The sequence below is a fragment of the Streptomyces fulvoviolaceus genome (assembly GCF_000718165.1).
Taxonomy (GTDB): Bacteria; Actinomycetota; Actinomycetes; order Streptomycetales; family Streptomycetaceae; genus Streptomyces; species Streptomyces fulvoviolaceus.
The window spans coordinates 164,006-188,312 of record NZ_JOEY01000007.1; the positions used below are offsets into that span (position 1 = coordinate 164,006).

Annotated in this window: 23 protein-coding genes, 1 other RNA gene and 1 pseudogene; 11 read left to right on the forward strand and 14 right to left on the reverse strand. The window is 70.4% G+C overall.

Translation table 11 applies throughout. The annotated features are described in order from the left end of the window. The first annotated feature begins 1 nt into the window (after position 1). The 6 genes from IG08_RS0109290 to IG08_RS0109315 are packed head-to-tail and all read left to right on the forward strand — an operon-like array spanning position 2 to position 5,763. Entirely contained in the window at positions 2–742 is a 741-nt protein-coding gene (locus IG08_RS0109290; protein ID WP_030598695.1) for a 5-oxoprolinase subunit B family protein, read from the forward strand. After that, entirely contained in the window at positions 735–1,787 is a 1,053-nt protein-coding gene (locus tag IG08_RS0109295) for a 5-oxoprolinase subunit C family protein (RefSeq protein WP_052424560.1), read from the forward strand. The genes IG08_RS0109290 and IG08_RS0109295 overlap by 8 nt, the downstream gene beginning before the upstream one ends. Next, complete coding sequence (locus IG08_RS0109300) at positions 1,784–3,100, forward strand: MFS transporter (protein ID WP_030598701.1); 1,317 nt, start codon at positions 1,784–1,786, stop codon at positions 3,098–3,100. Before IG08_RS0109295 ends, IG08_RS0109300 begins: the two co-directional genes overlap by 4 nt. A 30-nt stretch (positions 3,101–3,130) precedes the next feature. Beyond that, positions 3,131–3,874, forward strand: coding sequence for an SDR family oxidoreductase (locus IG08_RS0109305; protein WP_030598703.1), 744 nt, complete (start codon positions 3,131–3,133; stop codon positions 3,872–3,874). After that, complete coding sequence (locus tag IG08_RS0109310) at positions 3,874–5,079, forward strand: aspartate transaminase (protein WP_030598705.1); 1,206 nt, start codon at positions 3,874–3,876, stop codon at positions 5,077–5,079. The genes IG08_RS0109305 and IG08_RS0109310 overlap by 1 nt, the downstream gene beginning before the upstream one ends. A gap of 9 nt (positions 5,080–5,088) precedes the next feature. Beyond that, positions 5,089–5,763 carry a 4-carboxy-4-hydroxy-2-oxoadipate aldolase/oxaloacetate decarboxylase gene (locus IG08_RS0109315; RefSeq protein ID WP_030598708.1) on the forward strand — a complete coding sequence of 225 codons (675 nt, stop codon included), beginning with the start codon at positions 5,089–5,091 and terminating at the stop codon, positions 5,761–5,763. Positions 5,764–6,533: 770 nt separating this feature from the next. Here IG08_RS0109315 and rnpB read toward each other — a convergent pair. The 5 genes and pseudogenes from rnpB to IG08_RS0109340 all read right to left on the reverse strand — a co-directional run bounded on the left by rnpB (position 6,534) and on the right by IG08_RS0109340 (position 10,849). After that, positions 6,534–6,938: RNase P RNA component class A (gene rnpB / locus IG08_RS55735), an RNA gene on the reverse strand. A 133-nt stretch (positions 6,939–7,071) separates the two neighbouring features. Then, positions 7,072–7,854 (reverse strand): annotated as a pseudogene (locus IG08_RS62980) (DMT family transporter); the annotation flags it as partial. Positions 7,855–7,872: 18 nt separating this feature from the next. Further along, complete coding sequence (locus tag IG08_RS0109330; RefSeq protein WP_030598714.1) at positions 7,873–8,697, reverse strand: helix-turn-helix domain-containing protein; 825 nt, start codon at positions 8,695–8,697, stop codon at positions 7,873–7,875. A 45-nt stretch (positions 8,698–8,742) separates the two neighbouring features. Next, entirely contained in the window at positions 8,743–9,321 is a 579-nt protein-coding gene (locus IG08_RS0109335) for a Uma2 family endonuclease (protein WP_030598718.1), read from the reverse strand. A gap of 94 nt (positions 9,322–9,415) precedes the next feature. Next, positions 9,416–10,849, reverse strand: coding sequence for an RNB domain-containing ribonuclease (locus tag IG08_RS0109340; protein ID WP_030598720.1), 1,434 nt, complete (start codon positions 10,847–10,849; stop codon positions 9,416–9,418). 75 nt (positions 10,850–10,924) lie between these two features. On the opposite strand from IG08_RS0109340, the gene yaaA reads away from it, so the two are divergent. Together yaaA and eda are read left to right on the forward strand one after the other, a co-directional pair. After that, a complete protein-coding gene (yaaA, locus tag IG08_RS0109345) occupies positions 10,925–11,707 on the forward strand; it encodes a peroxide stress protein YaaA (protein WP_030598723.1) in 783 nt (260 codons plus the stop codon). Positions 11,708–11,777: 70 nt separating this feature from the next. After that, positions 11,778–12,422, forward strand: coding sequence for a bifunctional 4-hydroxy-2-oxoglutarate aldolase/2-dehydro-3-deoxy-phosphogluconate aldolase (gene eda / locus IG08_RS0109350; protein ID WP_030598726.1), 645 nt, complete (start codon positions 11,778–11,780; stop codon positions 12,420–12,422). On the opposite strand, the gene IG08_RS0109355 is transcribed toward eda, so the two are convergent. The 3 genes from IG08_RS0109355 to IG08_RS0109365 are packed head-to-tail and all read right to left on the reverse strand — an operon-like array spanning position 12,397 to position 15,257. Beyond that, a complete protein-coding gene (locus IG08_RS0109355; protein WP_030598728.1) occupies positions 12,397–13,647 on the reverse strand; it encodes a bifunctional RNase H/acid phosphatase in 1,251 nt (416 codons plus the stop codon). The genes eda and IG08_RS0109355 overlap by 26 nt on opposite strands. Positions 13,648–13,659: 12 nt before the next feature. After that, positions 13,660–14,403, reverse strand: coding sequence for a zinc ribbon domain-containing protein (locus IG08_RS0109360; RefSeq protein ID WP_199820840.1), 744 nt, complete (start codon positions 14,401–14,403; stop codon positions 13,660–13,662). Then, positions 14,400–15,257, reverse strand: coding sequence for a Nif3-like dinuclear metal center hexameric protein (locus tag IG08_RS0109365; protein ID WP_030598733.1), 858 nt, complete (start codon positions 15,255–15,257; stop codon positions 14,400–14,402). Before IG08_RS0109365 ends, IG08_RS0109360 begins: the two co-directional genes overlap by 4 nt. Before the next feature lie 207 nt (positions 15,258–15,464). On the opposite strand from IG08_RS0109365, the gene IG08_RS0109370 reads away from it, so the two are divergent. Further along, complete coding sequence (locus IG08_RS0109370; RefSeq protein WP_030598735.1) at positions 15,465–16,676, forward strand: hypothetical protein; 1,212 nt, start codon at positions 15,465–15,467, stop codon at positions 16,674–16,676. A gap of 95 nt (positions 16,677–16,771) precedes the next feature. Next, positions 16,772–16,927, forward strand: a complete 156-nt coding sequence (locus IG08_RS60610) for a hypothetical protein (RefSeq protein WP_199820833.1) — start codon at positions 16,772–16,774, stop codon at positions 16,925–16,927. A gap of 54 nt (positions 16,928–16,981) precedes the next feature. Here the strand turns inward: IG08_RS60610 and IG08_RS0109380 are convergent, their stop codons facing one another. The 4 genes from IG08_RS0109380 to tnpB form a co-directional block, all read right to left on the reverse strand. Further along, positions 16,982–17,920 carry a 3-oxoacyl-ACP reductase gene (locus tag IG08_RS0109380; RefSeq protein WP_030598737.1) on the reverse strand — a complete coding sequence of 313 codons (939 nt, stop codon included), beginning with the start codon at positions 17,918–17,920 and terminating at the stop codon, positions 16,982–16,984. Between the two features lie 27 nt (positions 17,921–17,947). Next, positions 17,948–19,024 carry a Zn-dependent alcohol dehydrogenase gene (locus tag IG08_RS0109385; RefSeq protein ID WP_030598739.1) on the reverse strand — a complete coding sequence of 359 codons (1,077 nt, stop codon included), beginning with the start codon at positions 19,022–19,024 and terminating at the stop codon, positions 17,948–17,950. Positions 19,025–19,053: 29 nt separating this feature from the next. Continuing rightward, on the reverse strand, positions 19,054–19,929 hold the full coding sequence (locus tag IG08_RS0109390; protein WP_030598742.1) for a MaoC/PaaZ C-terminal domain-containing protein: 876 nt from the start codon (positions 19,927–19,929) through the stop codon (positions 19,054–19,056). Between the two features lie 604 nt (positions 19,930–20,533). Then, a complete protein-coding gene (gene tnpB / locus IG08_RS0109395) occupies positions 20,534–21,961 on the reverse strand; it encodes an IS607 family element RNA-guided endonuclease TnpB (protein ID WP_030598745.1) in 1,428 nt (475 codons plus the stop codon). A 312-nt stretch (positions 21,962–22,273) separates the two neighbouring features. On the opposite strand from tnpB, the gene IG08_RS0109400 reads away from it, so the two are divergent. Then, positions 22,274–22,906: a response regulator transcription factor gene (locus IG08_RS0109400; RefSeq protein ID WP_030598747.1), complete on the forward strand. Its 633-nt coding sequence runs from the start codon at positions 22,274–22,276 to the stop codon at positions 22,904–22,906. On the opposite strand, the gene IG08_RS0109405 is transcribed toward IG08_RS0109400, so the two are convergent. Together IG08_RS0109405 and IG08_RS0109410 are read right to left on the reverse strand one after the other, a co-directional pair. Next, entirely contained in the window at positions 22,903–23,727 is an 825-nt protein-coding gene (locus IG08_RS0109405; RefSeq protein ID WP_199820834.1) for a hypothetical protein, read from the reverse strand. The two genes, IG08_RS0109400 and IG08_RS0109405, sit on opposite strands and share 4 nt — an antisense overlap. Next, positions 23,727–24,266, reverse strand: coding sequence for a SigE family RNA polymerase sigma factor (locus IG08_RS0109410; protein WP_030598754.1), 540 nt, complete (start codon positions 24,264–24,266; stop codon positions 23,727–23,729). The genes IG08_RS0109405 and IG08_RS0109410 overlap by 1 nt, the downstream gene beginning before the upstream one ends. Positions 24,267–24,307: the final 41 nt, after the last annotated feature.

Genomic DNA, 24,307 nt, shown 5'->3' on the forward strand with positions numbered 1-24,307 from the left:
CATGGACGGCAGCGAGGTCACTCCGGACGGCGGCAGCGTCGTCATCGTGGACTGCGGCGACTCGGCCGTCGTGGCCAAGGCCGTCGGCATGGACGCCGAGCGCGCCTGGCAGGTCGTGCACGCCCTGGCCGACGCGCTCGACGCCATACGCCTCGACGGAGTGCACGGCATCGTGCCCACGTACGACTCGCTGCTCGTCGAGTTCGACTGCACCGACACCGACCACGCGACGGTACGACGCGTCCTGCGGCACGAGGCCGACCGGCTCGGCACGGGTCCGGTACGGCCCTCCAGCACGCGGCGGTTCGTCGTCCCGGTGGTGTACGGCGGCGAGTTCGGCCCCGATCTGCCCGTCGTCGCCGAGCAGTTGGGGGTGAGCGAGCGGGAGGTCGTGGAGCTGCACTGCGGTGCGGACCTCACCGTCCGCTGCCTCGGCGCACCGGCCGGCGCTCCCATGATGGACGGCCCGGCGTTCCCCAGGCCGGTGCCGAGGCTGGCGTCGCCGCGGACACACGTGCTGCCCGGATCGGTCGCGGTGGCCGGGCGGCAGGCCGTGATCTGCCCGATGCCGTCGCCCGGCGGCTGGCCCCTGCTCGGTCGCACTCCCCTGCGCGTCCTCGAGGACCTCGACGCCGACCCGCTGACGGCGTACCGGCCCGGCGACACCTTCCGCTTCGTACCGATCGCACCCGAGCAGTGGGACGACCACGCGGGCCGACCCCTGGCGGCGACGCATGGCTGACACCCTCACCATCCATCGGGCCGGCATGGCGTCGGTGCAGGACCTGGGCCGCTTCGGACGCTCCCGCTACGGCCTCCCCGTCAACGGCGCCCTCGACCAGCACTCCGCCCGCGTCGCCAACGTGCTCTGCGGCAACGACGAGGGCGCGCCGCTGCTGGAGATCACCGCACTGGACTTCAGCTGTACGCCCTCGACCGACGTACTCGTCGCGGTCACCGGCGCGCCCGCCGACCTGACCGTCGACGGCGTCGTACGACCGCAATGGGAACCCCTCTCCGTACGGTCCGGCGAGACGATCCGCATCAGCGGCATCCGGCATGGCATCCGCGTCTATCTGGCCGTGCTCGGCTCGGTGAACGCCCCTTCCCTGCAAGGCAGTTGCGCCCCCGACACGATCCTCGGCTTCGGCCGCTCCCTGCGCGACGGCGACGAGCTCGGCCTCCAGCGGCACTGCCCGCCCGTCGACCACCCGGAGTTCCGCATCCCGCTGTTCCGGCTGCGCGCACCGGCCCACCACTTCCCCACGCTGTGGACGATCGACGTGACCGACGGCCCCGACCTCACCGAGTTCGGTGACACGGCCGACAGGCTCTTCCGTTCGGAGTTCACGGTGAGCCCGCAGAGCAACCACATCGGACTGCGGATGGCCGGTTCTTCCCCCGGTGACGTCCCCAGGCGAGTCGCCACCGGCGAGGTCCTCTCGCGCGGCGTCCCCGTCGGAGCCGTCGAGGTCCCCGCGGGCGATGAACTGCTCGTCCTGCACCGCGGCCGCGGCGTCACCGCCGGCTATCCCGTGCTCGCGGTCGTGACCGCCACCGGCCTGTCGGCCCTCGGCCAGGTCGGACCGGGCCAGTCCGTCCGCTTCCGGCGCCGGACCGTCGCCGAGGCGGTGGCCGCCCACCGCGCCCAGCGCGGCGCCGTCCACGCCCTCAAGAACCGGGTGCGCACCGTCTTCGACGTCCTGCGCATCCCCACAAGCCCCGCACGCACCGTCAGCCCCGTCCCCACTCCTCATCACCTGCCAGCAGACAGGAGAACGTCATGAGTACCGTGGCCGCTCAGCCGGTGCCAGGCACCGTCGATCCGAGAACAGCGCGAAAAGTCACCCTCGCCGGATGCGTCGGCATCTTCGCCGAGCTCTACGACAACGGCATCTTCGGCTTCATGGCCGGCACCCTCGCCGTCGTCTTCTTCCCGAACACCGACAACGCGACCGCCGTCCAGTTCGTCTTCCTCGGCTACGCCGTCTCGTTCTTCTTCCGCCCCCTCGGCGGGATCATCTGCGGCCACCTCGGCGACCGCATCGGCCGCCAGCGCATGCTCGTCTTCGTCATCATGCTGATCAGCGTCGCCACGGCGGCGATCGGCGTCCTGCCGACCTACGCGAGCATCGGCATCGCGGCCCCCGCCCTGCTCATCCTGCTCCGCGTCGCCCAGGGCTTCTCGGTCGGCGGCGAGGCCTCCGGCGCGATGAGCTTCCTCGCCGAGCACGCCCCCGAGGGCAAGCGCGGCCTCTACACGAGCTACGCCCAGATCGCCTCGTTCCTCTCCCTGCTCACCGGCACGCTGATCGCCGCCGCCATGACCAGCGGCCTGGGCGCGGACCGCATGGAGTCGTGGGGCTGGCGTATCCCGTTCCTGCTCGCCGTCCCGCTCGGCATCACCGGCATCTACATCCGCAAGCGGATCAGCGACACCCCCAACTTCAACCGCCTGAAGGAAGAGGGCGGCCTGTCGAAGAACCCGCTCAAGGAGGCCTTCTCCTCCGCCGAACACCGCCGCGCGATGCTGCTCGCCCTGTTCATCCCGCTCATGAACGGCTCCGGCTACTACGTCCTGTTCAGCTACATGCCGACCTTCATGAACACCGAGCTGCACTTCAGCAAGGTGCAGGGCCTGCTCGTGACCGCGACCAGCCTGGTGGCCATCTGTATGGCGATCCCTTACATGGGCCGCCTCTCCGACCGCGTCGGGCGCAAGAAGGTCCTCTCGGGCGCCGCGATCGCCATGGCCGTCGTGGGCATCCCCTGTTACCTGCTCATCGGCACCGGCAGCGTCCCGCTCGCCATCCTCGGCGCCTGCATCATGGCGGTCGTCTTCGCCGGCCACACCGGCGTCATCCACATCCTGCTCGTCGAGCTCTTCCCGACCCGGGTGCGCTACTCCGCCTACGGGCTCGGCTACAACGTCTCCGCCGCCCTCTTCGGCGGCACGGCACCCCTGCTGATGACGTACCTCATCGACAAGACCGGCAACACCAACATGCCCGCCTTCTACGCGGTCCTCACCGCCCTCGGCACGCTCATCGCGGTGTCCCGGGTGCAGGACAGGGCACACCTGCCGCTGCGCGACGCATAACCCCCCACATCTCTCTAGGAGTACATCCACATGCCCTTTTCCGACTACAGGACTGCTCTGGTGACCGGTGCCTCCACCGGAATCGGAGCGGTGGTCGTCGAGCGGCTCGCCAAACAAGGGCTCCAGGTCCACGCCGTCGCCCGTAACGCCGAGCGCCTCGACGACCTCGCCCGGCGTACGGGCTGCACCCCGCACGCGATCGACATCACCGACACCGCCGCCCTCACCGAGACCCTGCGGGGCCTGAAGGTCGACGTCCTGGTCAACAACGCCGGGGTCTCCCGCACCGGGAACATCCTCACCGCCGACGAGTTCGCCGTCGACGAGCAGATCGCCGTCAACATCCAGGCCGTGCTGCACCTCGTACGCCTGGTCATGCCGGGGATGGTGGAACGCGACCTCGGGCACATCGTCAACATCAGCTCGATCGCCGGCGTCTACAACTTCGGCGGCAACACGATCTACCACGCCACCAAGGCGGCCGTGCACACGCTCTCCCGTCAGCTCCGCGTCGACGGATACGGCCGCCGGATCCGCGTCACCGAGATCTGCCCGGGCCGGGTGGAGACGGAGATCTTCGGCCGTCTCCTCGGCGACATGGAGGAGGCACAGCGGCAGTTCTACGACGGCTACGAGTCGCTGAAGCCGGAGGACATCGCCGACGCCATCGAGTTCGCCATCGACTCACCGCGCCACGTGAACATCGGGCATGTGGAGATCCTGCCGACGTTCCAGGTGCCGGGCGGCCTCAACTTCGAAAGGCGGGCCGACTGATGGGGACGACGACCGCCCAGCGCGTACGGCGCATCAAGCCGTCACCGAGCACCGCGGCCGCCCAGCGCGTACGCGAGCTCAAGGCCCAGGGTCTCGCCATCCTCGATCTCACCGTCGGCGAACCGGACTTCGACACCCCCGACCATGTGAAGGCAGCCGCGATCGAGGCGATCCGGCAGGGCGAGACCAAGTACACCCCGGTCAACGGAACACCAGCGTTGCGCGCCGCCATCACGCACAAGCTGGCGGAGCGCCACGGACTCCCCTGCTCCGACGACCGGATCACCGTCGGCGGCGGAGCGAAGCAGGTCATCTTCCTCGCGCTGATGGCCACGCTGGACGCGGGCGACGAGGTGATCATCCCCGTTCCCTACTGGGTGTCCTATCCGGACATGGTCCTCGCCAACGACGGCACGCCGGTCGTCGTCGACTGCCCGGAAGCGGACGGCTTCAAGCTGACCCCGCAGCGCCTGGAGGCGTCGATCACCGACCGGACGCGCTGGGTGATCCTCAACACCCCGAGCAATCCCACCGGCGCCGCCTACACCATCGGCGAACTCAAAGCCCTGGCCGACGTGTTGCTCGCCCACCCGCACGTCCAGGTCCTGACGGACGAGATCTACGACGAGATCTGGTACGAACCGGGCCAGGTCCCCAGCCTCGCCGCCGCCGAACCACGCCTGACCGACCGGGTGTTCCTCACCAACGGCGTCTCCAAGAGTTACGCCATGACCGGCTGGCGTATCGGCTACGGAGTCGGCTCCGCCTCGCTGGTGGCCGCGATCAACACCCTGCAGTCGCAGATCTCGTCGTGCCCGTCGTCGGTCAGCCAGGCCGCCGCCGCCGCCGCGCTCACCGGCGACCAGGCTTTCGTACGCGAGTGTGTCGCCGTCTACCGCAGCCGCCGCGACGTGACACTGAAGCTGATCAACGACATCCGGGGCCTGTCCTGCACCCCACCCAGCGGCGGCTTCTACGCCTTCGTCAACTGCGCGGATGTACTCGGAAAGCAGACCCCCACAGGCGAAGTGATCGGCACGGACGAGGAGTTCACCCGCTACCTGCTGGAGTCGCAGCAGGTAGCGGTGATCCACGGCGGCGCGTACGGCGCACCGGGCTACTTCCGCATCTCCTTCGCCACCTCGACCGACGTCCTCACCGAGGCCTGCGAGCGCATCGCCCGCGCCTGCGCGGCCCTGTACTGAAGGAGCGACATGATCCGCGTCAACACCAAGTTCGACCGGCCGGACCCGGCGCTCGTCAAGCAGCTGAGCGCATACTCCGCCGCCACCATCCACGAGGCACAGGGCCGCCTCGGCGCACTCGACTCGACGATCAAACCGGTCGACCCCGGCATGTCCCTGTGCGGCCCCGCGTTCACCGTGCGCTGCGCGCCCCGCGACAACATCATGCTGCAGGTGGCCATCGCCCACGCGCAGCCCGGCGACGTCATCGTGGTCTCGGCCGGCGAGTACGCGGAGGCCGGATCCTTCGGCGACGTCCTCGCAAACGCCTGCGTGGCCAAGGGACTTGGCGGCCTGGTCACCGACACCGGGGTCCGCGACACGCAGGACCTGCGCGCACTCGGCTTCCCGGTGTTCTCCTACAGCGTCTGCATGAAGGGCACCGTCAAGGAGACCGTCGGGCCGATGGCCGAGCCGGTGCTGATCGGCGGCGAGATCGTTCACCCCGGAGACGTGGTGCGCGCGGACGCCGACGGCGTGGTGGTCGTACGGCGCGAGGACGTGGCGGACGTCATCCGCAAGTCGCAGGAGCGGATCGAGGCCGAGGACGCCTACATCGCCGCCTACCGCTCCGGAAAGAGCACGATCGAGGTGAGCAACCTGGCCGCCGTGCTGGAAGCAAAGGGGCTGGCCATCGACGCGTAGTGCTCCTGGCGACCGGCTGACCGGAACGCGACTGAGACAGACATGGGCAGAGGCCGGGCCGCGGAACGGTCTGTTCCTGATCCCCGCCGGGCGCCACGAACCATGCACGCAGACCAGCCGCATTGTTGAGCCCCCACAACAGCGGTAAGCCCATCGCAACCTCCGCCAACGCAACCCCCGACCCGCTCCGTGCACCGCCGCTGCACGGATGGCCACCCGTTGGCCACCCCTCCCCCTGCCGATACTGACCAGCGCATCAGTAGCGCTTCAGAAAACCGCACGTCAGCAGCACTATTGGGAGCCAGCACACCCCCACCGAACCCAAGGAGTGAAACCGCTGGCCTACGCATTCCATGCACAGCCCGGAGAAGCCCTCGGCACGCACATTCCAAGGCCAACCCAATAAAGAAACCGCAGGTCAGAGGCCTGACCTGCGGTTTCCCATGGAGCCGCCTTCGGGATTCGAACCCGAGACCTACGCATTACGAGTGCACCGGCCCCAGACCACGAACACTCCACCGCAGACCACCTCCTACCTCACGGCAGTTACAAACTGCGGGGTAGAGCGACAGCGTGAACTCCCATCGACCCGAACCAGCTCAGAGGCGTCATCCGCCCCTCCGCTCCAGGGACTTTTCAGGGACTTTCAGCTCTGCCTGAGGGACTTCCGAGGAACGTTTCGCCGCCTAACACGACAAGCCCCCGAAAGACCGGAAAGGGCCTCCGTCGCAGATCAGAGGCCCTTCCCAAGGCAAAGCCGCAGGTAGCGGCAGACGAGTCGGGCTGTACGCCGGGTTCTGTCGCCCGGTCGCCTCGCGGCGGCCGGGGAGACGGCCATCCATCTAGGGCCGGCGTTGCCGCCGGCCTCGTGCGGTCTACCCACGGACTCGGGCGGGCAGCCCTCGAACGTCCGCGCAGAAACACCGGGGTGTTTCCTTTTGACCTTGCTCCGGGTGGGGTTTACCTAGCTGCCCAGGTCGCCCTGGGCACTGGTGGTCTCTTACACCACCGTTTCACCCTTACCCAGCGCCGAAGCGCCGGGCGGTTTGTTTTCTGTGGCACTGTCCCGCGGGTCACCCCGGGTGGCCGTTAGCCATCACCCTGCCCTGTGGAGCCCGGACGTTCCTCGGGGAGCCCTCCTAGAGGGGACTCCACGCGGCCGTCCGCCCGGCTCGTCTGCCGTGTCGACCATGTTACCGGGCGATCGGGGCAGACTGGTTCCGCCGTTGCGCGGGCCGGGCCCGCCGTGGCCAGCACCGAGCCCGCCAGGATCAGGGCGAAGGCCGCCCCGATCCCCAGAGTCAGCGGCTCGTCCAGGAACACGGCGCCCGCTGCCACCGCCACCGCCGGATTGACGTACGTGAACACCGTCGCCCGGGTCGGGCCGACCTCCTTGATCAGCTCCAGGAAGGCGATGAAGGCGAGCGCGGTGCAGATCACGCCCAGGCCGGCCAGGGAGGCCAACACCTCGGCCGAGGGGACAGTGGAAGGCCAGGTCACCGCCGCCGCGGGGGCGTACACCACCGCCGCCAGCGCCAAGCACGGCGCCGTTAGCTGGAGCGACGGGACATCCTTCAGGTGGCGGGCGGCTATCAGCGGGGCCGTCGCGTAGCCCAGCACTGTCACGAGTACCTCGGCCATCGACTTCACGTCCCCGCCGGTCAGGTGCGGGACCGTGAGGACGCCCACCCCGGCCAGCCCCAGTCCCAAACCGGTCACCCTCCGCACGCCCAGCTTCTCCGTATCGCCGAAGAAGCGGGCCAGGACCACCCCCACGATCGGTACGCCCGCGATCAGCAGCCCCGCTGTGGAGCTCGACAGGTGCCGTTCGGCGTCCGTCAGCGTGTACCAGGGGCCCATGATCTCGATGACCGCGAAGGCCAGCATCGCCTTCCAGTGGGTCCGGACCGCCCCCGTCAGACCGCCCTGCCGTATCGCGAAGGGGAGCAGGAGTACGGCGCCCAGCGCGCAGCGTGTGAACACCACCATCGACGGGGACAGGTCCGCTTCCATCGCCACCTTGATCAGCAGGTAGGGGATGCCCCAGACCACTCCCATCAGGGAGAACAGGAACCAGCCGCGTGCAGTCATGCGGCCATGCTCACCACATCAACGGCGCCCGTCTTGAACGCTGTTGCGGTACGCCGCCGGCGTCACCCCCAGCACCCGCCGGAACCACCGCGTCAGGTGCGCCTGGTCGGCGAAGCCCACCAGGCCCGCGACCTCCGCCGGCCTCAAGCCGCGTTCCAGCAACCCACGCGCCCGGCCCACCCGGTACTGCGCCAGCCAGGCGTACGGCGGTATCCCCATCGTCGTACGGAAGGCGCGCAGGAGCTGGTAGCGGGACAGGCCCAGGTCGGCGGCGAGGTCGGCGAGGGAGGGTGGGTCCAGGAGTTCGTCGGCGAGGCGGTCGCGGATCGCCTGGGCGATGCGGTCGGCGCCGGGGACCAGGTCGCAGGCGGCTCGGGCCGTGGAGTGGCGGCGGGCCAGCGCCGTCAGTAGCCATGGGAGGCGGGACTCGGTCTCCAACGGGTCGGGGCAGGCGCTGAGTTCGGTGTGGGTGAGGCGGAGGGCGGCGGCCAGTTCGGGGTCGTCGAGGAGGGGTTCGCGGAAGTGTGGGAGGCCGCCGGCGAGGGTGCCGTCGGTCAGTAGCGGGGGCCCGGCGTACAGGGCGCGGTAGGCGTAGCCGTCGGTGGCGTTGCCGGGGCCGCCGGTGTGCATCTCGCCCGGGCCGAGGACGACGATGGAGCCCGGGCCCGTACGGATGTGGCCGCCGCGGTAGTCGATGAGCTCGGAGCCGCCGACGCACACGCCGATGGTGAACTCGTCGTGGGCGTGCGGGGCGTAGACATGCTTGTCGAAGCGGGCGGTGAGCAGGTCGAGCGGCGGCCCGCACCGGCCGAGCCGCGCCCTGGTCCACAATGCCTGTTCCACGCGGCGCCCCCTGTCCGTCGTCCGCAGGGTGCAACGCCGGGGGGCTCAGAGAAAGTCCGCGGTCTCCAGCTCGAAGGCGAAGGGTTCCGGGAGGGTGAGCGGTTTGCCGAGGGGGCGGGTGCACTGCTCGCGGTAGTCGTCCCTCTCCGGGTCGCTGAACAGCGTGATCGAGGAAGCCTCACGGTCGACAAGCAGGTAGAGGGGGATGCCGCCGCGGGCGTAGCAGCGGCGTTTGGCCTCGCGGTCGGCCTTGGGCTTGGTGGAGGTCACTTCCAACACCACGGCGACGCCCTCGCAGGGCATCCAGGAGTCGGCGCCCCTGTAGAGCCGCAGTTCCCTAGGGGCGAACGTACCGTCGGGGATTGCGTGATCCTTGGGAAAGCCGCCCCCGCTCTTCAGCTTCAGGCCTTTGTTCCCGGAGAACTGCATGCGGGTTCGCGACTTCCTGATCACGTCGTCCACGATCAGACTGATGTAGTCCTCGTGATCCCCGTCCGGCGGCGGCGTCACAACGATCTCCCCCTCGATCAGCTCGGCCCGGAAACCCTCAGGGGTGTCCAGGGCGAGAAAACCCTCCAGCAGAACCTCTGCCTGCGTGAGCGGCTCGTGGGCCATGGCAGTCATGTCACGCCCCTCCTTCGGTCGCTCGCCAGACTGAGACATCGGAAGATCACCTGTCCAAGAGATCGGGACCCGTTCCCTCGATCGTGGCACACCATCACGCAGGCGCGAAGCGCACTTTCGCCGCTCCCGGATCGGCCTGCGTGAGCCGCACCCGCAGCCGCTCCCCCAGCGGCAGATGCTCCCCCTCGATCCGACCGATGACCGCCGGCGACTCCAACTGCACGGTCCCCACGTCCGGTTGGCGCTCCTCCACCTCCACCACGCACGCGTCGAACTCCTCCCCCACCCGGTCCTTCAGCAGCGCGGCCTCGACGATGTCGACGCACTCGCGCTCGACCGTGCCCGCGAGCCGACCGCCCCCGGCCATCTCGTGGGGCAGCGCGTCGAGGGCGGCGAGCACCCAGTCGGGCGGCGCGACGTCGGCGGCGGCCGCGAGGCAGATCTCCGACGCGTACCGGTCGACCAGGCGACGCAGCGGGGCCGTGCAGTGGGCGTACGGCGCGGCGACCGCGGCGTGCGTGGTGATGTCCGGCAGGACCCCGTCCCGGAAGACGGTGTAGCCGGCGCCGCGCAGGAGGGTCGTGCACTCCTGGAGGAAGGCCGCGTGGTGGGGGCGGTGCGGGTCGAGGGAGCGGATGAGGGCCGCGTACGAGACGTGGTGCGGCCAGTCGATGTGCAGGGCGTGGGCAATACGGCGGAGGCGGCCTACCGCGCCGTCCGGTGCGGCGGGGAGGGTGCGGAGCACACCCGTGCCACTCGCCAGCATCAGATCCGCCGCCGCCATCCCCGTCAGCAGGGAGATCTGGGCGTTCCAGCCGTCGGCGGGGAGAGGGGCGCGGTAGGTCAGCTCGTACGTACCGTCCCGCTCTACGATCTCCTGCTCGGGGACGTTGAGGGAGATTCCGCCTCGCTCGACCTCCAGCGCCTCGCGCAACTGCCCGACCTCTGCGAGCAGCGCGAGCGGCTCCTCAGCCGTCTTGCCGTCGATTTCCTTCTGCGCGCCCTCGTAGTCGAGCTTGGCCCGGCTGCGGACGAGGGCGCGGCGGACGTCGACGTCGCGCGTACGGCCGTCCGCGTCGAGGTCGATCGTCCAGAGGGCCGCCGGGCGCACCTGGTCCGGGAGCAGGCTCGCGGCGCCCTCGCTGAGGAGGGTGGGGTGCAGCGGGGTCTTCTCGTCCGGGAAGTAGAGGGTCATCACCCGGCGGTGCGTCTCCTCGTCCAGCGCTCCGCCGGGTACGACGAAGGCGGCGACGTCCGCGATCGCGTACCGCACGCGGTAGCCGGCGCCCTGCCGGGACAGGTGCATCGCCTGGTCCAGGTCGGTGGAGGTGGGCGGGTCGATGGTGAAGAAGGGGATGTCGGTGGCGTCATACACCGTCCCGAAAGACATCCGTGCCGCTCGCTCCCCCTCGGCCATCGCCTCGGCCGGGAAGCTCTCGGGCACACCTAGTTCGGTACGCAGCGCGGTGAGGGCCGCCCGGAGAAGGGCTTCGGGGGCGCCGGTCACGCGGATGTGGCGGCGGGGCATACAGCGAGCGTAGGGCGGGGGCGGGCGGGTGGCACGCCGTACGCTGTCGCAGAGCTCTACCGAAGGAGATCATCCGTGCTTGTCCTGCTGCCGCCTTCCGAAGGCAAGGCATCCTCCGGCCGTGGCGCCCCGCTGAAGCTGGAGTCGCTGTCGCTGCCGGAACTCAGCGCCGCCCGTGAGGCGATCCTCGGCGAACTCGTCGAGCTGTGTGTCGGCGACGAGGACAAGGCGCGCGAGGTGCTCGGGTTGAGCGAGGGCCTGCGGGGCGAGGTCGCGAAGAACACGGAGCTGCGGACGGCCGGGGCGCGGCCCGCCGGGGAGATCTACACGGGTGTGCTGTACGACGCCCTCGACCTGGCGTCCCTGGACGCCGCCGCGAAGAAGCGCGCCGCCCGCTCGCTACTCGTCTTCTCCGGGTTGTGGGGAGCGGTCCGGGTGACCGACAAGATCCCCTCCTATCGCTGCTCGATGGGCGTGAAGCTGCCCGGGCTCGGGGCGCTGGGCGCGTTCTGGCGTACGGCGATGGCGGCGGCGCTTCCCGAGGCGGCCGGGGCCGGGCTCGTGCTGGACCTGCGGTCCTCCGCGTACGCGTCCGCCTGGAAGCCGAAGGGCGAGGTGGCCGGGCGGACGGCGAGCGTGCGGGTGCTGCACGCGCCCACCCGCAAGGTGGTCAGCCACTTCAACAAGGCGACCAAGGGGCGGATCGTGCGGAGCCTGCTGACATCCGGAATCGCACCGAAGGGCCCGGCCGAGCTGGTCGAGGCGCTGCGGGACCTCGGGTACGTGGTGGAGGTCGAGCCTCCGAAGGGGGCCGGGAAGGCGTGGTCGCTGGACGTGCTGGTGGATGAGATCCACTAGAGGCGTCACGCCCGTTGCATAGGATGCAACGCTCTTTGCGCACAGTGCACCGCTTGGGCAGGATGAGGTCATGGACGCCATGGCCTCATCTCTGCTTGACCTCGCGCCCGTCGTCCCCGTCGTCGTCCTCGACGACGCGGCCGACGCCGTACCGCTCGCCCGGGCGCTGGTCGCCGGCGGGCTGCCCGCGATCGAGGTGACGCTGCGGACGCCCGTCGCGCTGGAGGCGATCCGGGCGATCGCCGACGGGGTGCCGGGCGCGGTGGTCGGGGCGGGCACGGTCATCACGCCGGAGCAGGTGACGGAGTGCGTGGCGGCCGGGGCGCGTTTTCTCGTGAGCCCCGGCTGGACGGACGTACTGCTGGAGGCGATGCGGGCGTCGGGGTTGCCGTTCCTGCCGGGGGTGTCGACGACGTCGGAGGTCGTGGCGCTGCTGGAGCGTGGGGTGCGGGAGATGAAGTTCTTCCCGGCGCAGGCCGCGGGCGGTACGGCGTATCTGAAGTCGTTGGCCGGTCCGTTGCCGCAGGCCCGGTTCTGTCCGACCGGGGGGATCGGTCCCGGCAACGCGCCCGAGTATCTGGCCCTCCCCAACGTCGGCTGCGTGGGCGGGACTTGGATGCTCCCGGCGGACGCGATCGCCGCGCGCGACTGGGGCCGGATCGAGGCGCTGGCCCGTGCGGCCGCGGGGCTCAGCGCAGGTGCGACGTGTCGTTGAGCAGCCGTACGCTCGCGTTGCCGTCCGCGTAGTACGCCACCGCCGACAGCGAGGCCGCCGACAGTTCCATGCGGAACAGGGACTCGGGCGGGGCGCCGAGGGCTAGCCGTACGAACGTCTTGATCGGGGTCACGTGCGTGACGAGCAGGACGGTGCGGCCCGCGTACGCGGCGACCAGCTTGTCGCGGGTGGCGGCGATACGGGTCCCGGTGGCCGCGAAACTCTCGCCGCCACCGGTCGGTTCGGCCTCCGGGTCGGACAGCCAGGTTTTCAGGTCGTCGGGGTAACGCTCCCTGACCTCGCCGAAGGTGAGGCCCTCCCACGCGCCGAAGTCGGTCTCGCGCAGGCCCTCTTCGACGGTGACCTCGATGCCGAGACGGGCGGCTACGGCCGCGGCGGTCTCGCGGGTACGGGCGAGGGGGGAGGCGACGATGTGCTGGATCGTGCCGCGCCTGGCCAGTGCCGCGGCGACCCGCTCGGCCTGGTCCCGGCCGACGTCGGAGAGGGAGGGGTTGGTGCCGCCGCTGCCCGAGAACCGCTTCTGGGGGGTCAGCGGGGTCTCACCGTGCCGCAGCAGTACGAAGGTTGCCGGCGCGCCCATGTCGGCGGGGGCCCAGCCGGGGCTCGCGACGACGCTCGCTGCGCGTACGTCGGCCTCGGCCTTCTTGGTTCCACCGGACGAAGAAGCCAGCGCCGCGCGTGCCCGCGCCGCGCCTGCGGCCGCGTCGCCCGGTGGGCCGGACGGTTCAGGAGCCGCCGCCCTGGCCGCGCGCGCGTCCAGCTCCGCCGTCGACTCCGACGCCGACCACTGCTCCCCCCGCTTCCCCGCGTCCATCGCCTCGTTGGCCAACCGGTCCGCGTGCTTGTTCTTCTCCCGGGGGATCCACTCGTAGGTGACCTGGTCCGGCGGGAAGATACGGGCCGCCTCCGTCGCCAACGGCTTCATGTCCGGGTGCTTGATCTTCCAGCGGCCCGACATCTGCTCGACGACGAGCTTGGAGTCCATGCGGACATGGACCGACGCGGCGGGGTCCAGCTGATGCGCGGCGCGCAGGCCGGCCACCAACCCCCGGTACTCGGCCACGTTGTTCGTGGCGACGCCGATGTACTCGGCCGCCTCGGCCAGGGTCTCCCCCGTCGCCGCGTCGATCACCACGGATCCGTAGCCCGCGGGCCCCGGGTTGCCCCGTGACCCGCCGTCGGCCTCGACGATGAACTCCCGCACGGCAGCAGGCTCCTAGAGGCCGGACTCGGACGTGCGCACCAGGATGCGGCGGCACTGCTCGCAGCGGACAACCGTGTCCGGTGCGGCCGCGCGGATCTCGTTGATGTCGGTGATCGCCAGCTCCTGGCGGCAGCCCTGGCAGGTGCGCTGGTACAGCTTGGCCGCACCGATGCCGCCCTGCTGCTCGCGCAGCTTGTCGTAGAGCTTGAGCAGGTCCGCGGGGATCGTGCCGGCGATGACCTCACGCTCCTTCGTCACGGTGGCCACCTCGCCGTCGATCTCCTCGACCGCGGCGTCACGGCGCGCGGTCGCGTCGTCGATCTTCGACTGGACGGACGAGACGCGCCCGGTGAGCTCGACGACCCGCTCCTGCACGGACTCGATGCGCTCCATGACCTCCAGGACGACGTCCTCCAGGTCACCCTGCCGCTTGGCGAGGGAGGTGATCTCGCGCTGGAGGTTCTCCAGGTCCTTGGGGGAGGTCACGGCACCCGAGTCCAGGCGCTGCTGGTCGCGGGCGGCGCGCTGGCGCACCTGGTCGACGTCCTGCTCCGCCTTGGTCTGCTCGCGGGTGGTGTCGCTCTCCTCGGTCTGCGCGGCCACCAGGAGGTCGCGCAGCTGGGTCAGGTCCTTGGTCAGCGTCTCGATCTCGGCGTGCTCGGGCAGGGACCTCCGCCGGTGCGCGAGCTGCTGCAGGCGTACGTCGAGGGCCTGGACGTCGAGGAGTCGGATCTGGTCGGCGGGCGCGGCGTTCAGTTGGGGGCTCCCAGTGTTTCGGTGGCGATGGTGGACGCCGCGTGGGCGGTCCAGGGGTCGGTGACCGTCTTGGAGACGTGGACCCTCAGGCCCCATCCCTTGCGGTCGGAGATCTCGTCGAGCTGGGCTGCGGCCAGCTCGCACCAGGGCCACTCGGTGGCCCAGTGCGCCGCGTCGAGCAGCGCGAGGGGGCTTTGGGCGACGGCCTCGGAGGCCGGGTGGTGACGCAGGTCCGCGGTGAGGAAGGCGTCGACGCCGGACGCGCGAACCTGGTCGAAGAGGCTGTCGCCGGAGCCGCCGCTGACAGCGACCGTACGGATCGTCGCCCCGGGGTCACCCGCCACCCGGATGCCCTGCGCGGTGGCGGGCAGGCGTGCGGCGGCTTTCCGAGCGAACTCACCGAGGGACAGCGGATGGTCCAGCTCGCAGATACGGCCGAGGCCCCGGCGACCTTCCCTGTCCAACGGGTCCGGCACCAGCGGTCGTACGACACGAAGGTCCAGCGCGCCCGCGAGGGCGTCGGAGACACCCGGGTCGGCGGTGTCCGCGTTCGTGTGGGCGACGTGCAGCGCGATGTCGTTCTTGATGAGGGTGTGGACGACCCTGCCCTTGAAGTGCGTCGCCGCGACCGTCGTCGTACCACGCAGGTAGAGCGGGTGGTGGGTGACCAGCAGGCCGGCGCCCAGCTTCACCGCCTCGTCGACGATCTCCTGGACCGGGTCGACGGCGAAGAGAACCCTGTCGACCTCCTGGTCGGGGTCGCCCACGACAGTGCCGACCGCGTCCCAGGACTCGGCCCGCTCGGCGGGCCACAGGTTCTCCAGCGCGGCAATGACTTCAGACAGACGGGGCACGGCTAAAGGCTACCTGGCTGGCCTGTGCCGATGAACCGCCACCGCTTCCGGGGCCACCCGGGGCACCACTTGCGGTGCCGCTCAGCACACCCGCCCCCGTTTCCTCAGGCGAATCGATTCTTGGCCACCCTTATGTGTGAAGAGGATGCGGCCGGTCCCACGCGTGTGCGTGCGAAAACTAGTTTCGTCGCCGGAGGTGACCGAACGATGACGGCCTGTGCGATCGAGCCCACGACGGCGGACGAAGAGGGGTGGCCCTCGGAGGCAGGATGCGTGATCACCGTCGACGGCTCCTACGCCGCCCGCCTCGCGCCGTCCGGCGACTCCTGGTTCCCGGAGCGCTGGACGCTGGACGGCCCCGAGCCGTACGCGGTGCCGCTGCCCGGCAACCAGCCCGAGGAGCCCGGTACCGAGGTGCAGCCGATGGGCGACGGGCGGGTGCTGATCCGCCGGTTCGCGGACGGGCGGCACAACTTCTCCCTGCTCTACCCGACCGGACCCGACACGGGCGAGCTGCCGCTGGGCGCCGTCGAGTGCCCCGACGAGGGCACGGTCCTACGGCTGCTGCCGCCGGCGCCGGGCGGCGAGACGGCGTACGCCCTCGCCGTGGGCCGGCGTTCCAGTGCCGTGTGGCAGGTGGCGGGCGGGGCCTTCGGGCCCGAGCACCTGGCGGAGATCCCGGGGCGCTGTTCGGGCGGGGTGTGGCTGGACCGCACGGGACGGATGCTGGCCCTGGACCGGGAGGTCGGCGGGTGCACCAAGGCGATCGTGGTGGACCTGGAACGGGCCGGTGAGGTCTCCGCGCTGCTGCAGATCGCGTCCGGCAGCAACGACCGGCTGCTGCTCGCCGACCCGGACAGCGGGCTGCTGCTGATCCGCTCGGACGCGCCCTCGCCGGGGCACGACCGGCTCGGCTGGGGCGTGCTCGGCAGCACGCTGCCGGTGCGCTTCCCGGAGTGCCTGCGGGTGCCCGACTGCGCGGTGACGCCGTTCGCGATCCAGCCGGGGCAGGTGCTGATGCCGGAGAGCTGTGCGGTGGCGCTGCGCGTCGACGGCCCGTTCGGCAGCTGGGTGGGCGTGTGGCGGCCCGCCGAACGACAGGTCCACCATCTCCCGGCGCCCGAAGGGTGGTTGGCGGGCGCCGGGCTGTGGACGAAGGACGGGGTGCTCCAACTGCCGTACGCCACAGCGGCGGCACCGTGCGGGGTGGCACGGATGGCGGCACCTTCGGGGGAAGCCGGGGGGCCGGGGGAAACGGGGGATACGGGGGCCACGGGGTCGGGGGACGCAGGCCCGGAGGATCCGGCCGGGGACGGCGGGACGGCCGCCAAGTCGCCGGAATCGGATCCTCCGGAGCCTGTCGCACCCCGTCCTGTGCCTTTGCAGCAAGCACCTCTGGGCAATCTTGTAACGAAGTAGTGGCGGTTGGCGTGGCCGTCTGGATTCACCCCTCCGCAGCCCGGTTAAACTCGCCCGGCTGTTAGAAAGATCATGTTGACGGGGTGAACCTTCCGATGAGCGACGCAACCACCATGCAGCCGCTGCGCACCGAGACCCAGGAAGACGCCGGCCAAGGCCGGCACCGGGGTCCGGTCTCGGTCCACGACGGTGAGACGGCCCCTCGCGGCCGTCACCGCAAGCCGGTCGAGGAAGCCGAGACGGCTGCCTGACGGTATGTCGAAGGGGCCCGCGTGTCAGTGGACGCGCGGGCCCCTTCCACGTACCTACCCGCGCTTGAGTCCCAGGACCTCCGCCGCGCCGAACGTCTCTCCCGACGGCCGCCGCGCGTAGTGCGGGGTCAGGACGGCATCCAGCTCGTCGTACGTGAACGCGTCCTGCTTGCTGTCGAACTTCGCCTGTACCCGCGGCCGTTCGACGACGGCCACCATCCCTCCGTGTACGACGAGCAGCTGGCCGTTGACGTTTGCGGCGGCGGGTGAGGCCAAGTAGCCGACGAGCGGGGCGACATGCTCCGGGGCGAGCGGGTCGAGTCCCTCGTCCGGCTGCTCGAATCCCGCGAAGACGTCCTCGGTCATCCGGGTGCGGGCGCGCGGGCAGATGGCGTTGGCGGTCACGCCGTACTTGGCGAGCGCGAGGGCCGTCGACGTGGTGAGCCCGACGATTCCCCCTTTCGCGGCCGCGTAGTTGGGCTGTCCGGCGGAGCCCGCGAGGAACGCCTCCGACGAGGTGTTCACGATCCGCCCGAACACCGGCCCGCCGGCCGCCTTCGACCGCTCGCGCCAGTGCTCGGCCGCGAAACGGGTCGTGTTGAAGTGGCCCTTGAGGTGGACCCGGATCACCGCGTCCCACTCGCCCTCGGTCATGGAGAAGACCATGCGGTCGCGCAGGATGCCCGCGTTGTTGACCAGGATGTCCAGGCTGCCGAACTCGGCGATCGCCAACTCCACGAGCCTACGGGCCTGTTGGAAATCGGCGACGTCCCCGGTGTGGGCGAGCGCCTTCCCGCCCGTGGCCCGGATCTCGTCGGCGACCTGCTCGGCGGGTCCGGCGGAGGCCACGCCGGACCCGTCCCGGCCCGGCTGGCCGTAGTCGTTGACGACGACGGCCGCGCCCAGCCGGGCGAGTTCGAGCGCCTCCGCCCGGCCGAGTCCGCGGCCGGCGCCGGTGACGATCGCGGAGAGCCCCTCCAGTGGCAGTGACATACGACTCCCTCAGATCCCTCAGATCCCTCAGATCTCGATGCAGGTGCGCAGCGAGGTCCCGGTGCGCATCTGGTCGAGCGCCTCGTTGATCTCGCTCAGCGGCACCCGGTGGGTGATCAGGCCCTCCAGGTCGACGCGGCCGGCCCGCCACAGGGCGATGGTCCGCTCGTAGGAGCGCAGGACGTCCCCGCCGCCGTAGAGGGAGGGCAGGATCCGCTTCTCGTCGAAGAACAGCTCGAACATGTTGAGCTGAAGGAGGTCGTCCATGGCGCCCGCGCCGACGACGACCAGGGTGCCGCCGCGCCGGGTGTTGTCGTAGGCCGTGCGGGCGGTCGCGGACTTGCCGACGACCTCGAAGACGTAGTCGAAGCCCTCGCCGGCGGTGACCTGCTGCTTGGCGTCGGGCAGTTCGTCCGGCGCGACCGCGCGGGTGGCGCCGAACTCGAGCGCGGCCTCACGGCGCGAGGCAACCGGGTCGACGGCGACGATCTCGGCGGCGCCCTTGAGCCGCGCGCCCTGGATCGCGGAGATGCCGACGCCGCCGCAGCCGATGACGGCGACCGACGAACCGGCCTCCACGTCAGCGGTGTTCAGGGCGGCGCCCAGGCCCGTGGTGACCCCGCAGCCGATGAGGGCGGCTATGTCGAAGGGCACGTCGTCCGGGATCGGCACCGCGCACCCCGCGTCGGCGACGACCTCCTCGGTGTACGTCCCGGTGCCGGCCATGCCGAAGACGTCGCCGCCGGGGCGCTTGAAGTTGGGCGTCCCCGCGTTCATGAACCCGGCCAGACACAGCTCGGTCTGGCCGCGCCTACAGGCAGGACAGGCACCGCAGGCGGGCAGCCAGCACACGACCACCCGGTCGCCGGGCTTCAGGTTGCTCACTCCCTCCCCGACTTCGAGGATCTCGCCCGCGCCTTCGTGCCCTGGTACGAAGGGCGCCGGCTGCGGCAGGACGCCGGCCATCGCGGACAGGTCCGAGTGGCACAGCCCGGCGGCCCTCACCCGGACCCTCACCCTGCCTGGGCCGAAGCCCACCGCCTCGACGTCGTCGAGGACCTCCAGCTTGTCCTGGCCGATCTCGTGCAGTACGGCTGCGCGCATGGTGCGGCTCCCCTCGACAACGGGCTGACTCAGGAGTGTTCGACGATGGTGTCGGCGAGCACGGGCGCGTCGTCCCGCTCGACCGCGCTCACGGCGACCCGGACCGAGCCCCCTCGGTCCCACATGCGGATGCGCAGGGTCTCCCCCGGGTACACGACTCCGGCGAACCGTGTGTCGTACGACCGCACCCGGGTCACGTCCCCGCCGAGCAGCGTGTCGACGACCGCCTTGAGGGTCATCCCGTAGGTGCACAGTCCGTGCAGGATGGGCCGCTCGAACCCGGCGACCTTGGCGAACTCCGGGTCGGCGTGCAGCGGGTTCCAGTCGCCGGAGAGGCGGTAGAGCAGGGCCTGGTCCTCGCGGACCGGGCGCTCGACGGTCCGGTCGGGCTCGCCGGTGGGTGGTTCAAGGCGGGTGGACGGACCCCGGTCGCCGCCCCAGCCGCCCTCTCCCCGTACGAAGATCTGGGCGTCGTTCGTCCACAACGGGCCCTCGGCGTCCGCGACTTCGGTGCGCATGACGAGGACGGCGGCCTTGCCCTTGTCGTACACGGCGGCGATACGGCCGGTGGCGGTCGCGGTGCCCTGCACGGGGAGGGGCCGGTGGACGGTCAGCGACTGGCCGCCGTGCAGGACCTTGGCGAGGTCGACCTCCACGCCCGGCATGGACAGGCCGCTGATCACGCCGGGCGAGCCGTTGCCCGCGACGGTGGCGAAGCTCGGCAGGACGTGCAGCCGGGACTCCAGGGTGTAGCGCAGCTCGTCGGGGTCGGTGGCGGGGCTGCGTTTGTCAGGATTTGCAGCTGCTCCGATACCGAGGTGGTAGAGCTGGACGTCCTTGGAGTTCCAGGAGATCTCGCCGGACCGGGGCTCGGCGGCGAGGGCCACGGCTTCGTCGATGGGCAATGCGGCTCCCTGAAGGATCGGAGACCTCGGTACGGCCGTCCGCACCGTCGGCCGCACCGAGGTCGCTAGCGGGCCGATCTAGAACGCGTTCCAGTCCGGCGCCCTCTGTATAGCCCAGCAGTCCTTACTTGTGAAGGCTCCTGACGGGGTGTCAGGTCGGTTGGCCGGTCGAGGGCGAGGCCCGTGACATTTGTCCTGCCGGAGTCCGTACAAGCGGATCTGCCGGGCGGGCAGGCGGGATCCGTAGCGTGGGAGCCATGACACAGAGGAGCGGGTAAGCGTCCTGATTGCGCAAGGTCTAGTGCCGCTTGGAGGAGCACCCCGGGGGCGGTCCGGGATTCGTGGGATCAACGACGGTGCTACAGGGAGCACGGGGCCAACAAGGTCCGCCTCAAGGCCGAGTGACGGGCTGCGGAAGGCCGGGACGGTCCCGGGAAACCCCGCCCCATCCCACCGCCTTCACTCTGTTACTGGAACTAGGCGCCTTCTTGAAATCTCTTCCAGGGTGACGCCCCCAGGGGCTGCTCACCTTCAACTCCGTCGCTGAAAACTTGAGCGTCTCTCAACGTTCCCGGCCTTTCTACCGAGAAGGTCCGTGACGGTGTCACCGCAGCGCGGGTGGCGCTTCGGTGTCCTGACGACGGTCTCCCGTTTCCTTCCGCCGCTGGTGCGGCAGGCTTGCGCCACCTGCCCGCCCGCCTCGTCCGGTGTTCCGGTCGGGGCGTTGGCGGCGGGTCTTACGGTCGGCTCCGCGGGGTTTCGACACGCGTGGCGTGTCCTGGTCTCCGGCCACTCCGGTACCAGTGGTGCAGGCCGCCGCGAGGGCGACCAGGTTGCGGGCTGCGTTCTCGTCGCGGTCGAGGACCAGGCCGCAGGCGTCGCAGGTGAAGACTCGGACGTGCAGCGGCAGCTTGGCTTTCACCGCGCCGCAGTTCGAGCAGGTCTTGGAGCTGGGGTACCAGCGGTTGGCCACGATAGTGGGGCAGGCGTTGCGTCGGCCCTTATAGGTGAGCTGGCGCCGGATCTCTCCGAACCCGGCATCGGCCACGCGGCGGGCGAGCCGCTGGTTGCGGAGCATGCCCGCGACGTTGAGGTCTTCGACCACCACCGTGCCGTACTCGGCGCGTACACGGGTGGTCAGCTTGTGCAGCGCGTCGGTGCGCAGGTTCGCCACGCGGTGGTGGATCTTGTTCCGCTCGGCGTTGGCCTTCTCCCAGCGTTTCGACGGCTTCTGCCCTGTTCTGCGGTCCGGTCCCTGCCTCCGGGAGGCTCGGCGGGAGTGGACCCGCAGCAGCTTGAGGGCGCCGTCCAGGTACTTCGGGTTGGGCTCGTAGCGGATCTCTCCGGAACTGTCGGCCAGGACCGCCAGGTGTTTCACGCCCAGGTCGATCCCGACCGCAGTGTCCGGCCGGTCGACACGGGTGATCTCCCGGGCGGTCTCGACCTGGAGAGAGACGAACCAGTGCCCGCGCTCATGCCGGACGGTTACGGAGAGGATGCGCGCCGTCCCGGCCTGGATGCGGACCAAAAGCTTGGCTGTGGGTTCATGCGTACGGATCGTGCCCAGCCGGGGCAGGGTGACGTGCCGACCGTCACGTTCGACGCGGATCGTGCCGGTGGTGAACCGGCAGGCCGGGCGGGCCTTCCGCTTCGGCTTGCGGCGCGGGACGCCCACCCTGGCACCCTTGCGTTTGCCCTGCTTGGACTTGGCGTAGTTGTCGAACGCGGAAGCCGCGTTCGCCAGCCCGGTGTTGTAGGCCTCCTTGGAGTTCTCCTGCCACCAGCCGGCGAATCTCGGGTCGGTGGTCTTGACTCGGTTGAACTCCTTGCGCAGCAGGGGCAGTGACCACGGCCGCCACGGCGTCAACTCCTCCTCAACGATGCCGTACGAGGCTTCCGCCTTGCGCTGCCACCACGAGGCCGTCACCCACGACACGGCCCAGTTGAAGGCGGCCCGGGCAGCACCGCAGTGCGAACGCAGCGCCTGCTCCTGCCCGGCGTTCGGATCGAGAGCGAACTTGTAGGCCTGCATCACGCAACCAGGTCGCGACCTGAACTTCCCACCCACTCTGCAGCCCCCCGCTTCGAAGATCCCCTCACCGCACCCAACGAGCACCGCTCATGAAGGTCACGCATTCGATGCACGGACTCCTGTTCTCACCCGTTGCGTCGGGAATCTCGCAGGACACCGCCTCGGCCGACGGTCCCAGATGACCAAAGGGGCGGAGAGGCACGGCCCCACTGCGACGAACCGGCCTGCCTGACCGAATGTCTGTCCGCGCCGCCCTACGTCGCACGGAACGCCGACCGAGCCTGTGCGACCTACGCTGGGGCCGTGAACGAGATGCCCCGGGACCACCGGCCCGCCAAGTCCATCAGGGTTCTGCTCGCCGAGGACCAGGGGATGATGCGCGGGGCACTCGCCCTGCTGCTCGGGATGGAGCCGGACATCCAGGTGGTGGCCCAGATCGCGGCCGGGGACGTGATCGTGGACACAGCCCTCACCCACCGCCCGGACGTGGCGCTCCTCGACATCGAACTGCCGGGTATGAGCGGCCTCGACGCCGCCGCCCAGCTGCGCGACGAGGCGCCCGACTGCCGGGTGCTGATCCTGACCACCTTCGGCCGGCCCGGGTATCTGCGCCGGGCCATGGAGGCCGGAGCCGCCGGATTCCTCGTCAAGGACGGCCCCGTGGAGGAACTCGCCGCCGCGATCCGCCGGGTCCTCACCGGCGAGACCGTGATCGACCCCGCCCTCGCCGCGGCCGCGCTCAGCGCCGGACCCAACCCCCTCACCGCCCGTGAGAGCGACGTCCTCAACGCCTCCGCGGACGGTGCGACGGTCGCCGACATTGCCGACAAGCTCCACCTCTCGGAGTCCACCGTCCGCAACTACCTCTCCTCGGCCATCGGCAAGACGGGCACCCGCAACCGCATGGAGGCGATGCGGGAGGCCCGGCAGCAGGGGTGGCTCTAGGCGCCGGGCAGCGTCACCTCCGCCGACTTGTACGCCGTGCCCTTCGGCGCGACGCACACGAACCAGTCGTAGGGGGATCCGTCGGCCGACCGGATCGCCGGCTCGTCAGTGCTGACAGTGGTGTTCGAAGGCTCCCTCTCCACCTGGGTCGCCGTGCCGTCCTTCCAGGTGCAGGTGACGCGCTGGGCGGTCTTGGCGACGTAGCCGATCAGGAGGCGTTCGGCCTTGTCGCCGCCGGGCTTGAGCGGCAGCGCCCCGGACATGAGGTCAGTGCCGGACAGGGTGTCCGACTTGGGGACCGTGTTCTCCATGACCGGCGAGCTCTTCTCGCCGTAGGTGCGGTGCACGAAGTACGTGATCTTGCCGATCAGGTCGGAGGCCTTGTCGGCGTCCGGCGGGTTCTCGCCGTACAGGGCCATCGCGCTCATCTGGGCCTCGGCCTCCGCCTCGTTGCCAGGCGGCGACCACACGTCGAGGGTGACCTGCCACTTCGTGCCCTGGTCGGTTCCGGTCGCGAGCGTGGTCCGCTGAGGTGCGGACACGTCCGCCTTCGGCGTCTGCGACGGCTGGGTCGCCGCCGGTGCCACCCGCCCCCCGTCCCCGCCCGGCAGCCCCGCCACCGCCAACGTCGCCGACGACCCGGCGAGCACGAGTGCCGTGGCCGCCGCCACCGCCCAGCGCCGTGCCCGGCGACGGCGTCCGCCGCGGATCACCGCCTGGTAGGGGGCTATGCCGATCTCGACCTCGTCCGCGGCGTCGGCCAGCAGGAGGGAGATGTCGCTGTTCGTCATGTCGTGGCTCGTCTCTCGGTCCGCGCTCATCACTTCCGCCCTCCCTGCGTCACCATGTCGGCCAGGCCGGGTATGGCGCGAAGTTTCGCGATCCCCTTGGCCGCGTTGCTCTTCACCGAGCCCACCGAACAGCCCATCGCCTCGGCCGTCTGGGTCTCGGACAGGTCCTCCCAGTACCGCAGGACCACCGCCTCCCGCTGCCTCGGCGGCAGGTGGGCGAGCGCCTTCAACAGGGCGCTGCGGTCCTCGGCCTGGGAGATGCGGTCACCGGTGTCGGCGACCTCCCGCACGATTCCCGAGTCGTCCTTGGGCGCCAGGAACTCCTTGAGGCGCCGTCGGTGCCTGCGCGCATGCGCGTTGATCATCACGCGCCGTACATACGCCTCCGGATCGTCCGCCGAGCCGACCTTGCGCCAGGCCACATAGACCTGTTCGAGCGTCGACTGGACCAGATCCTCCGCGGCGTGCTGCTCCCCCGTGAGGAGAAATGCCGTCCGCATCAACCGTGGCCAGCGGCCGATGACAAAGCTCTGGAACTCGTCGTCCCGAGCCTCCTTGCGATCCCCCATGGGCACCTCCTAGATGTCTAAAGGAGTCCATGAACCGCCCG